12 protein-coding genes are annotated in these 14739 nt (G+C 51.9%); 2 read left to right on the top strand and 10 right to left on the bottom strand.

The annotated features are described in order from the left end of the window. The first annotated feature begins 149 nt into the window (after positions 1-149). Positions 150-1478 (top strand): D-amino acid dehydrogenase, encoded by a 1329-nt coding sequence (locus IEV29_RS14670; protein ID WP_188382074.1) that lies wholly within the window; start codon positions 150-152, stop codon positions 1476-1478. Here IEV29_RS14670 and IEV29_RS14665 read toward each other — a convergent pair. The 4 genes from IEV29_RS14665 to oxc all read right to left on the bottom strand — a co-directional run bounded on the left by IEV29_RS14665 (position 1466) and on the right by oxc (position 7845). Further along, positions 1466-2605 (bottom strand): ABC transporter substrate-binding protein, encoded by a 1140-nt coding sequence (locus IEV29_RS14665; protein WP_188382073.1) that lies wholly within the window; start codon positions 2603-2605, stop codon positions 1466-1468. The two genes, IEV29_RS14670 and IEV29_RS14665, sit on opposite strands and share 13 nt — an antisense overlap. A 239-nt stretch (positions 2606-2844) precedes the next feature. Beyond that, entirely contained in the window at positions 2845-4095 is a 1251-nt protein-coding gene (frc, locus tag IEV29_RS14660; protein ID WP_188382072.1) for a formyl-CoA transferase, read from the bottom strand. A 470-nt stretch (positions 4096-4565) separates the two neighbouring features. Further along, a complete protein-coding gene (frc, locus tag IEV29_RS14655; RefSeq protein ID WP_188382071.1) occupies positions 4566-5819 on the bottom strand; it encodes a formyl-CoA transferase in 1254 nt (417 codons plus the stop codon). 310 nt (positions 5820-6129) lie between these two features. Next, positions 6130-7845, bottom strand: coding sequence for an oxalyl-CoA decarboxylase (gene oxc, locus IEV29_RS14650; protein WP_188382070.1), 1716 nt, complete (start codon positions 7843-7845; stop codon positions 6130-6132). 272 nt (positions 7846-8117) lie between these two features. Between oxc and IEV29_RS14645 the strand changes: the two genes are divergently transcribed. Then, positions 8118-8726, top strand: coding sequence for a Crp/Fnr family transcriptional regulator (locus IEV29_RS14645; protein ID WP_188382069.1), 609 nt, complete (start codon positions 8118-8120; stop codon positions 8724-8726). Between the two features lie 212 nt (positions 8727-8938). On the opposite strand, the gene IEV29_RS14640 is transcribed toward IEV29_RS14645, so the two are convergent. The 6 genes from IEV29_RS14640 to IEV29_RS14615 form a co-directional block, all read right to left on the bottom strand. Beyond that, positions 8939-10468, bottom strand: a complete 1530-nt coding sequence (locus IEV29_RS14640; RefSeq protein WP_188382068.1) for a tripartite tricarboxylate transporter permease — start codon at positions 10466-10468, stop codon at positions 8939-8941. 58 nt (positions 10469-10526) lie between these two features. After that, positions 10527-11048: a tripartite tricarboxylate transporter TctB family protein gene (locus IEV29_RS14635; RefSeq protein ID WP_188382067.1), complete on the bottom strand. Its 522-nt coding sequence runs from the start codon at positions 11046-11048 to the stop codon at positions 10527-10529. 106 nt (positions 11049-11154) lie between these two features. After that, positions 11155-12177: a Bug family tripartite tricarboxylate transporter substrate binding protein gene (locus IEV29_RS14630; protein ID WP_188382066.1), complete on the bottom strand. Its 1023-nt coding sequence runs from the start codon at positions 12175-12177 to the stop codon at positions 11155-11157. 27 nt (positions 12178-12204) lie between these two features. Then, positions 12205-12414, bottom strand: a complete 210-nt coding sequence (locus tag IEV29_RS14625; RefSeq protein ID WP_188382065.1) for a hypothetical protein — start codon at positions 12412-12414, stop codon at positions 12205-12207. A gap of 410 nt (positions 12415-12824) precedes the next feature. After that, positions 12825-13832, bottom strand: coding sequence for a 2-dehydropantoate 2-reductase (locus IEV29_RS14620; RefSeq protein ID WP_188382064.1), 1008 nt, complete (start codon positions 13830-13832; stop codon positions 12825-12827). Between the two features lie 17 nt (positions 13833-13849). After that, on the bottom strand, positions 13850-14617 hold the full coding sequence (locus tag IEV29_RS14615; RefSeq protein WP_188382063.1) for a fumarylacetoacetate hydrolase family protein: 768 nt from the start codon (positions 14615-14617) through the stop codon (positions 13850-13852). Positions 14618-14739: the final 122 nt, after the last annotated feature.

The following is a 14739-nucleotide window of genomic DNA, read 5'->3' as shown; positions in this document are numbered from 1 at the left end:
CCGCTCGGCATGTGTGTTTATCCTCGCTAAAGCACTTTCTTGACAGCCGTCATAGGTGCGCAAAGGCAAATCAAGGTAGCCTTCGTTCTCGTTACTTACACAAGCAGCGCAACCTCTTTCCGTCATCTACCCTCCTTGTTCGAAAAAGCATGAAAGTCATTGTTCTGGGCGCCGGCATCATCGGTACTGCCTCTGCCTGGTTTCTTAACAAGGCAGGACACGACGTCACCGTTATTGATCGTCAGCCAGGCCCGGCACAAGAAACCAGCTTTGCCAATGGTTGTCAGATTTCGGTGTCGCATGCCACACCATGGGCGAACAAGACCGCGCCGCTGACGCTGTTGCGCTCACTCGGCAAGGAGGATGCACCGCTCCTTTATCGTTTTCGTCCTGAGTGGCTGCAATGGAAATGGGGGCTGCACTTCTTGCGCGAGTGCACGCCTGCTCGCACGGCTTACAACATCCGCCAGATTGTTGCGATTGCCGAGTACAGCCGTCAGACTTTGCAACAAGTGCGTGCAGAAACAGCTATTGACTATCACTGCCTCACGCGTGGCATTCTGCATTTCTATACGGATCAGAAGGAATTTGACAGCTCGCTCACATCGGCCGCCATCATGCGCGAACTGGGATGCCCGCGCGATCCATTGACAGTCGATGAAGCCATCAGGCTGGAGCCGGCTCTCCAGGCTATCCGCGATCAAATCGTGGGAGCAGACTTTACCGCGAGCGATGAGTCCGGAGACATCTACCAGTTCACCAGAGGTTTGGCACAACATGCGCAAGACCGTGGTGTCACCTTCCATTTTAATCACACGATCACACGGCTGCTCAGGGAAGGTACCGGCAGCTCCGCACGGGTCAGCGGCGTGGAAATCATCGATGCAGAAGGTCGACACCAGACTTTGTACGCCGATGCCTTTGTCGTGGCCATGGGCAGTTTTTCTGTCGATGTACTCAAGCCACTGGGGATTGATCTCCTGATTTATCCTGGCAAGGGATATTCAGCCACCTATCCCGTGATCAATCCATCCGCGGCACCGACGGTTTCACTGATTGACGATGGCTACAAACTGGTTGTGTCCCGTCTGGGCGACCAATTGCGCGTGGCCGGCACCTGCGAATTCAACGGTTATTCGCGCGCGTTGAATCCGGCACGTTGTGATGCGATCACCCGCCGCGCACGCGAGCTATTTCCGGAAGCATGTAACTTTGACGTCCCAGTTTACTGGGCAGGACTGCGGCCGCTCACGCCATCCAATATCCCCTACATTGGCAAAACCAGGTACACCAATCTGTATCTGAATACCGGGCACGGTTCGCTCGGATGGACGATGGGCTGCGGCTCCGGCCGGGCGATTGCCGACATCGTTTCCGGCAACGTGCCTGAAGTTGACTTCAACTTCACCAGTCCGCCCACTCAGCGCAGGCCATCAACGACATCCCTGATCATCGACAACGGCAATCAGCGTACATAACGTCCGTCTTTGCCGATCAGCGTCAGCTCGACATAGTCACTACCCGTGTGGTCACGCGCGTTGTAACTGATCAGTACGCCGCCGATGTCAACACGCTGCATGCTTTCCAGTGTCTTGATCAAGCTTTCGCGCGTCAGATTACGTCCAGCACGACGCAAACCCTCAACCAGTACTTTGGCTGACATATAACCTTCCATTGCCGCATAGGACAGGGGAACATTCGCTACCTTCGCAATGCTCTGAAATTCCTTGCCCAGGGCCGTCGTGGATGACGTAGGTGGTGGCGTAATCTGGGATACGACAATCCCTGCCGCATCCTTGCCCAGTTCAGCCACGAAGTCCTGCGATGCATTATTGGACAGCGTCATGATCTGCATGCGGCCGCCTTGTGCACGAATGGCCTTGATCACCTCGACCGTATTGACGCCGGAACTGACGATGATCAATGCGCTCGGATTTGCGTTGATCAGTTTTTTAGCCACATCGGCAACGTTTGGATTGGTACGAGGAAAAATGGCCACCAGACTCGGCGTCAGGTGATGTTGCGCCATGCCTTTGTTAAAACCAACCAGCCCATCATGTCCGAGCGGATCTTCCTTTTCATAGGTCAGTAAGGCGATGTCCTTCATCCCCAGCATCGTGAAGTGTTCAATCGCCTTGATCACCTCATCCTGATATTTGGCGCGTACATTGAACACGTAGCGATTCAATGGGACATGAACACTTTCCGCACCTGTGGCTGGGGCAATCAGAGGAATCTTGTGCTGCGATAACTCAGGCAGGATGGCAAGTGTCTGTGGTGTGCCACGACTCTGGAAAAGCGCAAACACCTTGTCTTTTTCAATCAATGTTCTTGCGTTACTTACTGCGATATCCGGCAAATAGCGATCATCCAGCGTGCGTAGTTCAATCTTGCGACCGTTCACACCACCGAGTTTGTTGATGTGCCCGAAATAAGCTTGCGCGCCGGCATTCATTTCTTTGACGGTGCCGGCAACCGGACCCGTGATGCCTATCGTTTGCCCAATCAGAATTGCATTGTCGGTGACACCCTCTTCTGCCATGCCGTGCTGACAGATTGTCAGTAGTATGGTCGCAAGCATGCCCTTCCATACGGAATGTCGCATTACTCCTCCTTGTTGATGGTTCTTTTATCGGCCACTGTGCAGCCACGCATCTTGATGTGCGTTGTTCTTCCTGCCACGCAAAACGCTGACGGAAGCAGAAGATTGCCTTATCGCAATCCTGTTAGGCAAGCTTTTTGTTGGCTCGCCAAGATGCCTGTTTAACCAGTCCCACGGACACACCGCATTCGGCCATAAAAAAAGCCCCTCGATCGAGGGGCTTTTTCGAACTGGTTATGTGATTACGAAATCACGCGATCTGCACGCAGATCATCGATTTCCGCTTTCGAATAACCAAGCTGCGCCAGCACTTCTTCATTGTGCTCACCCAGCAATGGCGAGCGAACGATATCGGTCGGGCTGTCCGACAGTTTGATTGGGTTACCAACGGTCAGATACTTGCCGCGAACAGGGTGATCCACTTCCACGATCGTACCGGTATCACGCAGTGCCTGCTCTTCTGCGATTTCCTTCATCGACAGAACCGGGCCGCAAGGAATATCGTACTTGTTGAGAATGTCCATTGCCTCGAATTTGGTCTTGGTTTTGGTCCATTCTTCAACGGTAGCGAAAATGTTCTTCAGGTGTGGCAGACGCGTCGCTGGCGTTGCGTACTCAGGATCAGTCAGCCATTCTTCCTTGCCGATCACCTTGCAGATCTGTTCCCAAACTGGGGCTTGGGTGATGAAGTAGATGTAGGCATTTGGATCGGTTTCCCAACCTTTGCACTTCAGGATCGAACCTGGCTGACCACCACCCGAAGCATTGCCTGCGCGTGGAACGGCATCGCCGAATTCGGTGCCAGGGTATTGTGGATATTCCTTCATGACGCCGGTGCGTTCCAGACGTTGCTGATCGCGCAGTTTGACACGGCACAGGTTCAACACGGCATCCTGCATTGCTGCGAGAACGCGCTGACCGCGACCGGTCGTTTGACGTTGGATCAATGCAGCCATGATGCCCAGTGCCAGATGCATGCCCGTACCGGTATCACCAATCTGCGCACCCGTAACCAATGGAGGACCATCGTCAAAACCCGTGGTCGATGCAGCACCGCCTGCGCATTGCGCGACGTTTTCGTAAACTTTGCAGTTTTCGTAAGGACCAGGACCGAAGCCTTTGACCGAAGCCATGATCATCTTTGGATTCAGTTCCTGAATGCGTTCCCACGAGAAGCCCATGCGATCCAGCGCGCCCGGTGCGAAGTTTTCGACCAGAACGTCGCATTCCTTGATCAACTTTTCCAGAACGGCTTTGCCTTTTGGATTTTTGGTATCGAGCGTGATCGAGCGCTTGTTGCTGTTCAACATCGTGAAGTACAGGCTGTCTGCCTCCGGGATGTCACGCAATTGACTACGCGTTACGTCGCCTTCACCTGCACGCTCTACTTTGATGACATCCGCGCCAAACCATGCAAGCAACTGGGTGCAAGCCGGGCCAGACTGAACGTGCGTGAAATCAAGAATGCGGTAACCGCTTAATGCCTTACTCATCACTACTCCTTTGTTTTTGCAAAAATACGCGAGCGAACATGAATCCGCTTCGCGCTGCGTTCAACTCAAATAAAAATTCGGTACAAAATTGTGCGCACGCGATCTGGAGCGCAGCCTGAAAGGCAAGGGCCAGATGTTACCACTGCAGTTACGGTATGCGCTTTATTTGCTTGCATGGTGGATTCATGCATTTACCGGTACGCGGCTGTCACCGAAACCGTCTGGCGGTCTGGAGCGCACGTCCAGCCATACTAATTGGGTGGCCGTATCATAGCCATCTGCCCCCTCTAGCATCATTGATCGCGGTCAATTTCCAAGGCATAAAACATTGTTGATCGATGTACAACAGCCTTTATTGCCATAGATGACGACATGAATAGAATCCCGTCTTTTCTCGACATCAACATCAAACTGATCCGGAAATAAAAAAAGCGCCCGAAGGCGCTTTTAAAGAAATCAGTTTAGTTTGATTAAACCGATTTGTTTGCGTGCAATTCAGCGATCTGCTCTTTGGTGTAACCCAGTTGAGTCAGAACTTCATCAGTGTGCTCGCCCAGCAGTGGGGAAGCAGTGATTTCCGGTTTCAGATCGGAGAATTTGATTGGGCTACCAACGGTCAGGTATTTTTCGCCACGATCTTTGTGCTCAACTTCAACGACCGAACCGCTTTCACGCAGGGATTTGTCTGCAGCGATTTCTTTCATCGACAGAACTGGTGCGCAAGGGATGTCGAATTTGCGGAAAATGTCGACAGCTTCGAACTTGGTTTTGTCTTTGATGAAGTCTTCGATGAACGCGAAGATGTCAAAAATCTTGTCTTGACGAGCTTGTGGCGTGTTGTACGCTGGATCGTCGATCCACTCTTCTTTACCCAGTGCTTTACAGATTGGCGCCCATGCGTGGCCTTGGATCGTGAAGTAGATGTAGGCGTTAGGATCGGTTTCCCAACCTTTACATTTCAGAACCCAGCCTGGCTGACCGCCACCACCTGCGTTACCACCGCGTGGAACGACATCGGTGAATTTACCGTGTGGGTATTGTGGGTACTCTTCCAGATAGCCGATTTTGTCCAGACGTTGTTGATCGCGCAGTTTGACGCGGCACAGGTTCAGAACAGCATCTTGCATCGAGACAGCAACTTTTTGACCTTTACCGGTTTTTTGACGGCCCATCAGAGCGGTCAAGATACCGATTGCCAGGTGCATACCGGTGTTGGAGTCACCCAGAGCAGCTGCGGAAACGGTTGGTGGACCATCCCAGAAACCGGTGGTCGACGCAGCACCGCCTGCACATTGTGCAACGTTCTCGTAGACTTTCAGGTCTTCGTAGTGGTGACCTTCCGAGAAACCTTTAACCGAAGCCATGATCATGCCTGGGTTCAGCTCTTGGATACGTGCCCACGAGAAACCCATACGATCCAGTGCGCCTGGGCCGAAGTTTTCAACCATGACGTCAGATTCTTTGATCAGCTTTTCCAGAACTTCCTTACCTTGTGGGGTTTTGGTGTCCAGCGTCAGCGAACGCTTGTTGCTGTTGAGCATCGTGAAGTACAGGGCATCTTTACCTGGGATATCGCGCAATTGCGAACGCGTTACGTCACCCGAACCTGGACGTTCAACCTTGATCACGTCAGCGCCGAACCATGCCAGCAGCTGCGTACATGCAGGACCTGCTTGCACGTGGGTGAAGTCAATGATCTTGATCCCTTCTAATGGCTTGCTCATATTGATAGCTTCCTTGTTAATTGTTTAACTTGCTTCCTGAAAAAACATTCAACAGCAATGCATTTTCAGAAAATGGAAATCCCACGAGGGCTTACGCGGAATGTGGACGGCTTTTTGTAGCCGACTTATTCATATTCAGACCAGATGCGGATCCTTGCGGAAATTTCAACACTGGAATGAGTATTTTTTACAGCCCAAGAGCCAAGACGGCTTTTGGGATAATGGCGCGTCCGGTCGCCCGGAACGCGCCAACTTTGTAACGATAAAACAAGTTACTTCGTTTGTACATGGCTTGCGCCATGCACAAAGATTACTTCTTGCCGATCGTCGAAACGATGTTCAGGTTACCAATACGGCCCGACTCAACACCAGCTGCTGGGTCGATGATCGCGTCGATGATGGTGGTTTTGCCCGACTTGATCGAAGCTTCCAGTGCTTTTGCCAGTTCTTCTGGGGTGTTGACGCGAACGCCTTCACCACCCAGAGCGATACTCAGTTGGTCGTAACGGGTGTTCGGGTTGAACAACATGCACGAGAACTGGTGATCTGGGCTGGCTTCGTCACCGCGGTAGATACCGCCGTTGTTCATGACGATAACGGTAACAGGCAGGTTGTAACGGGTCAGGGTTTCATATTCCATTGCGCTGAAGCCGAAAGCCGAGTCACCGCAAATTGCGACAACTGGTTTGCCGGTTTCAACAGCAGCTGCAGCAGCCGAACCCATACCGATACCCATAACACCCCAGGTACCCGTATCAACACGCTTACGTGGCTGGTATTGGTCGATGACCATACGTGCGTTGTCGAGTGCGTTTGCACCTTCGTTAACCAGGCAGATGTCTGGGTAGTTTTTCAGAACATCACGAATCGCGCCGAGCGAGTTGTGATAGTTCATCACTGGGGTAGGCGTTGACAATTTGCCTGCCAGTTTTGCACGGGTGGTGTTGTGCTTCTCAGCAACCGCTTTAGCCCAGGCAGCTTGATCATCCGACTTGTAGCCTTTCAGTTCAGCGCGCAGTGCGTTGATACACGATTGGACATCACCAACCAGCGGCGCAGCGATTTGAACGTTGCTGTCGATTTCATTTGCCTGAATATCAATCTGGATGAATTTCTTAGGAACACCCCAGGTTTTGCCTTTGCCGTGTGCCAGCAGCCAGTTCAGACGTGCACCAACCAGAACGACGACGTCGGACTCTTGCAGAACCATCGAACGTGCTGCAGCAGCACATTGTGGGTGCAGGTCGGAAACCAGGCCTTTAGCCATCGACATTGGGGTGAAAGGAATACCGGTTTCTTCAACGAATGCCAGGATGTCTGCGTCGCATTGAGCGTAAGCAGCGCCTTTACCGAACAAGATCAGTGGCTTTTTAGCGTTTTTGATCAGTTCTGCAGCACGTTGAACTGCGGAAGGCGCAGGGATTTGTGCTGGAGCTGGATCAACTGGTGCCCACAGCGATTTTTTGCCTTCTTCAGCCGACATAACGGTGCTGAACAGACGTGCTGGGATGTCCAGATAAACACCACCTGGGCGGCCCGACAATGCGGTACGCACAGCGCGGACAACTGCAACGCCGATGTCTTCAGGACGGTTGATACGGAACGATGCTTTGCAGTGTGGACGAGCGATGTTCAGCTGATCCATTTCTTCGTAGTCACCTTGTTGCAGATCAACGATTTCACGCTCGGACGAACCCGAGATCAGGATCATTGGGAAGCAGTTGGTGGTGGCGTTAGCCAATGCGGTCAAACCGTTCAGGAAGCCAGGTGCGGAAACAGTCACGCAAACGCCTGGTTTTTTGGTCAGGTAACCAGCAACAGATGCTGCGTAGCCAGCATTTTGTTCATTACGGAAGCTGTAGAACTTGTTACCACGTGCTTGCCACATACGGCCGATTTCGGTCACTGGGATACCGAGCAAACCGTAGATGTTGGTGATACCGTTCAATTCCAATGCGTCCATCAACAGATGGAAGCCGTCGGTCAACTCTACGCCTTCAGGTACTACTGCAGGTGCGTTACTCATAATGAAATCTCTTTCGATAAAGGTTGAGCAAAGTAGCTCAGTGCCATGTCCATACCGTTCTTTGACGGCAATCCTTACTTGCAAGGCGACTCTAAAAATCTGATCGGCAGATTTTTAGAGACACCCTTTCAACATGCGTTATTACGCATGCTGGTTCAAGTCGGCGTATCATATCGATCTGCTTGCGCTTCTATCATTGACCCCGGTCAATTTTCATCGCATGATATCTGCCCTTGCTTCAACTCCTTCTTGGCTCTGTTTCCTGACCGTAAATGCCCACTGTCGATAACCATCCTGACCGTAATGTCATACGGGTTCAACTCAAGCAAAATCATGTCTTAAAAGACATGAATGAGCAGGAATGGGCGGAGCTCGAACAGCATTTGCTGGTCGTGGATTGCCCGAAGGGTGATTTCCTGTTGCATCAGGGTGTGCACGAGATGGAGCAATACTTTATTCTCGATGGCATCCTGAAACGCGTCGTCACCAACCAGCAAGCCAAGGAAATGATCCTACGCTTTGCCGACGAACGCAGCATGGAAACCAGCTATGCAGCATGGCGCCTTAAAACGCCAACGCCTTACAGCATTATTTGCGTGACCAAGGCCCGCATTGTAAAACTGCCATTACAGCAATGGATCGCTTTCCTCGACAAGCATGAACATATCAAACAGGCATTCGAGCTAGATGTCATGCAATTGATGAGCGACATCATGGCGCATACGATTACATTGCACTTGCTTGATGCGCCGGGGCGCGTACAACGTTTTGTGCGTAAGCACCCTGCCTTGTTCGACCGCATCCCCAAAAAGGAATTGGCGTCTTACCTGAACCTTTCTCCTGAAACACTGAGCCGACTCAAGCACCAAGGCAAGATCTGATTGTAAAGGCTTTTGCCCTGCGCTGCAGGGCGGCGCCAGAAGCACAGTCTGTACTCCGCCCGCTCCTCAAAGAATCTCATCCAGCTCTCTACAAGGCAGTCTCTTCTTTTTAGGCACGATTTCACCGTTTTGCAATGAAAAGCGCCTCGCAGAGGATCACCCTGCAAGGCGCTTTGTTTTAAGGTCGTTTGCAAAAACGACCGCTTGCATGATTAATCCACTGGACGTTCGTCAGCGAACTCATCTTTCTTCGGTGGTTTTACCAAAGCAATCAGTTTCGAGATCAGTGGCCAGAACAGCATGAGCAGAGCCAGACCGGTGATGGTGCCAACCAGCGGGTTCGAGAACATGATCGATACGTCACCTTGCGATACCAGCATCGCTTGGCGGAACGAGTCTTCTGCCTTGTCGCCCAGAACCAGCGCCAGCACCATTGGCGCAAGCGGATAGTCGAGCTTCTTGAACAGATAGCCGATCACACCGAACACAATCATCAACCAGATATCAAACATCGCGTTGTGCACGGTGTAAGCACCGATTGCACAGATGACGATGATGACTGGTGCAATGATCGAGAACGGAATACGCAGGATCGAAGCAAACACTGGCACCGTGGTCAAGACGATTGCCAAGCCAACCAGGTTACCCAGATACATACTGGCGATCAGACCCCAGACGAAGTCTTTCTGCTCAACGAAGAGCAGAGGACCAGGCTGCAAGCCCCAGATCAACAGACCACCCAGCAGAACCGCAGCGGTTGGCGAACCTGGAATACCGAGCGCGAGCATCGGCAGCATAGCAGCAGTACCTGCAGCATGCGCTGCGGTTTCTGGTGCGACGATACCTTCGATCTCACCTTTACCGAAGTTCTTGCCGCTCTTAGACATTTTCTTGGCCAGACCATAAGCCATGAACGATGCCGGCGTTGCGCCACCAGGCGTCACACCCATCCACATGCCGACCACTGCACTGCGCAGCGACGTTGCCCAGTAAGCAGGCAGTCTCTTCCAGGTTTGCAGCACGACTTTTGGATCGATTTTTGCCGACTTGCCCTTGAATGCCAGACCTTCTTCCATCGACAACAGGATCTCACCGATACCGAACAGACCGATAACGGCGATCAGGAAGTCGAAGCCACGCATAAACTCTTCGAAGCCGAAGGTCAAGCGCAATTGGCCCGTCACCGTATCCATACCGACCGAAGCCAGCGCAAAGCCCAGCGCCATCGAACCCAGCACCTTGAACGGCGATCCTTTACCCATACCCACAAAGCTGCAGAAGGTCAGGAGGTACACCGCAAAGAACTCTGGCGGACCAAAGCGCAGCGCAAATTTTGCAACCAGCGGTGCCATAAACGTGATCATGATCACAGCCAGGAATGCGCCGACAAACGATGACGTGAATGCACTCGTCAACGATGCACCGGCCTCACCTTTTTGGGCCAGTGGATAACCGTCGAAGGTTGTCGCAACAGACCAAGGCTCACCTGGAATATTGAACAGAATCGACGTAATTGCACCGCCGAACAATGCGCCCCAGTAAATACACGTCAGCATGATGATTGCCGACGTTGGTGACATTGTGAACGTCAACGGCAACAGAATTGCCACGCCGTTCGCGCCCCCGAGACCCGGCAATACGCCGATCAATACGCCCAGAACAATGCCGACCACCATCAGCAGCAAGTTCATTGGCGTCAAAATCACGGCAAAGCCGTGAAATAATGCGCTAACTTCATCCATTTTAGTAACTCCTTTAATTCAAGCTTGTTCGATTTCCGTGATTGACCGAGTCAACGCATCAGTAACCGAGGAAGCTCAAGAGATTGACGGCGCCTTTGTAGAGGGGGACTTTGAACCACACCTCAAACATCATGAAGAACAGCGTATTTACACCCAGCGCTGCGACGATCGCTTTCCATGGCGCGAACTTGCCAAGGAAGATCATGAACAGTGCAATGTAAATAGCCGAAGCGACGTAGATACCAATGAGTTGAATCGCGCCAACGTAGATGGCTGCAGGGATCAAGACCTGCAAAATACGTTTCAGCTGTTCGCCATCGACGAAAATCTCAGTATTTTTTTCCTTGCCAAACAAGGCTTGAAAAAGCGTACCTGCTCCCGATATGCAGATCACGAGACCGATATAGAACGGGAAATAACCCGAGCCCGGGCCGTCACTTGTCCAGCCAGCGCCAAGCTCCCAGCTGCTGATGGCAACAATGATGCCGAGCAAGAGTAAAAGTCCGGCGACCGCTGCCTCCACGACGTAGTGGGCTACGCCTGTGCGAACGCCGCCATTGGATTCTGAATGCTGATCCATGGAGAATGCTCCTGAAAATTATTTATATGATTTGGGCAGACGAACGCTACCGACACTACCGGTTGCCCGGTAGCATCGTAGTCAGTTCAGTGTGAATCCCTGCTGGTTACTTCTTGGCCATGAAGCCGGCTTCCTGCATCAGAGTCGCGTGCTGCTTCTCTGCTGCCTCAAGCCATGTTTTGAAGTCGGCGCCGGTTTTGAAGGTCGTGTTGAACGCACCTTTTTCCATGTACTCTTTCCAGTCTGGCGTAGCACGCAGCTTGGTGAAGAGGTCGACATAGAACGCCAGTTGATCAGGCGTCACACCAGCTGGCATGAAGATACCGCGCAACATGGTGTAGTCGGTTGGGATGCCGGCTTCCTGGCAGGTTGGAATGTCGTTCCAGGACTGGGTCTCGGTCACTTTGGCCTTGTAAGGCATGCGTTCGTGATCAAATACGCATTGAGCACGCAGCTTGCCGGCACGCCATTGCGAAACAGCTTCGATTGGGTTGTTCACGGTCGATTGAACGTGCCCACCAACGAGCTGAACAGCCACTTCACCACCACCCTTGAATGGGATGTAAATGAACTTGGCGCCGGTTGCTTTTTCAAGCCCGACAGTAATGATCTGGTCTTCCTGCTTGGAACCCGTACCACCCATTTTGAATTTGTTCGGACCAGCAGCCTTTACTGCATCGATATACTCTTTTGCAGTTTTATAAGGCTGCTCAGCATTCGTCCACAGAACGAACTGATCCAGTGCCAGCATCGCGACTGGCGTCATGTCACGCCAGCTGAATGGGACACCGGTTGCCATCGGCGTGGTGAACAGATTGGACAGGGTAATGATGATCTTGTGTGGATCACCTTTTTCATTTTTGATGCCGAGGAAGCCCTCTGCACCAGCACCACCGGACTTATTTACGATGATGAGAGGCTCTTTCATCAGCTTGTGCTTGATGATCACGCCTTGAATGAAACGTGCCATTTGATCAGCGCCACCACCGGTACCGGCAGGAACGACAAATTCAACTGGTTTGGTTGGTTCCCAGGCAGCGAATGCTGGAGCGGTAGTCAGGGCGAGAGCGGCAATTGCACCTGCGGTTGCTTTGGCGACACCGCTTTTGAAAATCAATTTCTTGATCATTACTGTCTCCTTAGAATAATAATTTTTTTACTGCTTACTACCTGCCACTTTTATAGATGCCTTTTGGGCTCCTGCATCGTGCGGCGCCGATGCTGATTGAAACAATTCGCTTGTTGCGATCATTTCCAAACGGTGCGTCCTTTCGTTGAATCCTGCATCAATGTCACTAAACATTTTTGCCGAACCAACCACACCATTCGTTGCGGAGGCGACAGAATCACTACGATTTACAGACACGGCCTCCTTTAACCTTATCTGCAAATCCGATCAGGATTTTTGATGGCACGCCGTCATTTGCGGCACGTCCTATCAACATCCTTGATCAATCCTGCCCCCACCCAGATTCCATAGTTGCTTTGCGTCAGTGTGCCAGCTTTGAAAAGAAATTGGGAAACTTTTTACGCTTTTCTCACTCGCATGCTGCTTTGATTGTCCCGGATTCTCCGAGAAGATTTAAACAGCTTCCTTGACCGCGGTTAAGTTTTACGCATGTTTAACAATCTAATCACGAACTCACAATACGTATTAATACTTACTAGGTCGAAATTCGGAAATTTCTCTCCTTATTTTTTCCAATGAATGCGATAAATGCACCAAAAAAGAAAAAGCCTGCGATTTCGCAGGCTTTTTTTATGAAGCTGAATAGATCAGACCTTTTGCATCTTCACCAGACCGGACTCTTCGCCCATCGTCTTCGCCAGCAACTTAACCAGCGCAAACACGGTATCGATATGCGGCGTTGGCGTGTTGGTCAAACGACCCAATTCAGCGACCGAACCGACCAGCGCATCGATTTCCGGATCACGACCGGCCTCAACGTCTTGCAGCATCGATGTTTTGTGCTTGCCGACCTTCTCCGCACCTGCGATACGTTTTTCGAGTGGCACGCGGAATTCGATGCCGAGCTTGTTCGCAACGGTTTGCGCTTCGGTCATCATCGCCGCAGCCAGCTCACGGCTCAATGGGTATTGGCAGATGTCCACCAAGGTCGAGTGCGACAAGGCACTGATCGGGTTGAACGTCAGGTTGCCCCACAGCTTGAGCCACATTTCTGCACGGATGTTGTCCAGCACAGGCGCTTTGAAACCAGCATTCGTAAAGCACTCCGAAACGCGCGTTGCACGTTCGCTGATCGAACCATTGAGTTCACCGATCGGGAAGCGATCGCCTTCGATGTGCTTGATGACGCCTGGCGCGATCAGTTCGGATGCTGGATACACCACGCAACCCAGGACGCGATCAGCAGGGATCTTGGCCGTGATCTTGCCGGTTGGATCCACGCTCTTGACGCAGGTGCCAGCAAGGTCACCACCGTGTTTGTGGAAGTACCAGAATGGGATACCGTTCTGCATCGTGACGATGACGGTTTCAGGGCCGATCAGTTTTGGCAGATCATCAGCGATCGCTTCCAACTGGTGCGCCTTCATTGCCAACACGATGATGTCTTGATGACCGGCTTCGTCGTAGTTGTTGGTTGCCTTGACGTTGGATGCAACGTGCTCGGAACCATCGTGCATGATCAGCTTGGCGCCGTTCTTGCGAATGGCTTCCAGATTGGCACCACGCACGATGAAGGTCACATCTTCACCAGCCAATGCCAGTTTGACGCCGACGTAACCGCCGATTGCGCCTGCTCCGATAACAGCAATTTTCATAGCTTTCCTCAGCTTATTTATTTGAAATCGTTCGTGAGCTTGCCGATACCGGCAATCTCGACCTCGACGACGCTGTTCGGCTTCATGGAGCCGACACCGACGGAGGTACCGCAGAGGATGATGTCACCAGGGAACAATGTCAGTTCCTGCGAAATCATGCTGACCAGCTTTTGGGTCGAGAAGCGCATGTCGCTGATTGGGTAATCCTGACGGACATCACCGTTGAGAATGGTTTTGACGACCAGCGTGGTCGGATCCAGATCGGTTGCAATCGCAGGCCCGAACGGACAGAACGTGTCGAAACCTTTTGCACGCACCCACTGTGCGAACGATTCGTCGCGATTGAGGATGTTGGCGACGGTCACGTCGTTCGCTGCGGTGTAACCAAACACGTAATCGAGCGCATCGGCTTCCGATACGTTCTTGGCTTTTTTGCCGATAACGATACCGAGCTCACCTTCGAAGACGATCTTGTCGTCGGTTGGTGGTTTCTCGATCGTTTCACCTGGATTCAGATACGAATTTGGCGCCTTGATCAGATACAGCGGTTCAGCCGGATCTGCGAGATTCAATTTGGCTGCCAGAGCGTGGAAATTGTTCCACATGGCGATGACTTTGGTTGGCTCACATGGCATCAACAGCTTGACGTCACTGGCTTTGACAACCACATCGGTCTTGACCGGATTGGCAAACATATCGCCGCTATAGACTTGAATATTGTCGCCTTCGAGCGTGCCGAACTGTGTGTTGCCTGCGTGACTAAAACGAACCCAACGTTGTGACATTTTTTGCTTTCTTTAGATTTCGAAACTTGTACTGTCACTCACGGGACTGCGCGAATCTTGTCTCCATCGCAGCAACATCCCGACGTGCGCGTAACGCACCAATTGCATTTGCATGAGTAACT

The sequence above is a fragment of the Oxalicibacterium faecigallinarum genome (genome assembly GCF_014635705.1).
GTDB lineage: Bacteria > Pseudomonadota > Gammaproteobacteria > Burkholderiales > Burkholderiaceae_D > Oxalicibacterium > Oxalicibacterium faecigallinarum.
Note: the sequence above shows the minus strand (reverse complement) of the source record. Positions and strands in the feature narration are given on the sequence as shown.

Coding starts and splice junctions, on each gene's coding strand:
- IEV29_RS14670 (WP_188382074.1), top strand. CDS start 150: ATGAAAGTCATTGTTCTGGGCGCCGGCATCATCGGTACTGCCTCTGCC.
- IEV29_RS14665 (WP_188382073.1), bottom strand. CDS start 2,605: ATGCGACATTCCGTATGGAAGGGCATGCTTGCGACCATACTACTGACA.
- frc (WP_188382072.1), bottom strand. CDS start 4,095: ATGAGTAAGGCATTAAGCGGTTACCGCATTCTTGATTTCACGCACGTT.
- frc (WP_188382071.1), bottom strand. CDS start 5,819: ATGAGCAAGCCATTAGAAGGGATCAAGATCATTGACTTCACCCACGTG.
- oxc (WP_188382070.1), bottom strand. CDS start 7,845: ATGAGTAACGCACCTGCAGTAGTACCTGAAGGCGTAGAGTTGACCGAC.
- IEV29_RS14645 (WP_188382069.1), top strand. CDS start 8,118: ATGCCCACTGTCGATAACCATCCTGACCGTAATGTCATACGGGTTCAA.
- IEV29_RS14640 (WP_188382068.1), bottom strand. CDS start 10,468: ATGGATGAAGTTAGCGCATTATTTCACGGCTTTGCCGTGATTTTGACG.
- IEV29_RS14635 (WP_188382067.1), bottom strand. CDS start 11,048: ATGGATCAGCATTCAGAATCCAATGGCGGCGTTCGCACAGGCGTAGCC.
- IEV29_RS14630 (WP_188382066.1), bottom strand. CDS start 12,177: ATGATCAAGAAATTGATTTTCAAAAGCGGTGTCGCCAAAGCAACCGCA.
- IEV29_RS14620 (WP_188382064.1), bottom strand. CDS start 13,832: ATGAAAATTGCTGTTATCGGAGCAGGCGCAATCGGCGGTTACGTCGGC.
- IEV29_RS14615 (WP_188382063.1), bottom strand. CDS start 14,617: ATGTCACAACGTTGGGTTCGTTTTAGTCACGCAGGCAACACACAGTTC.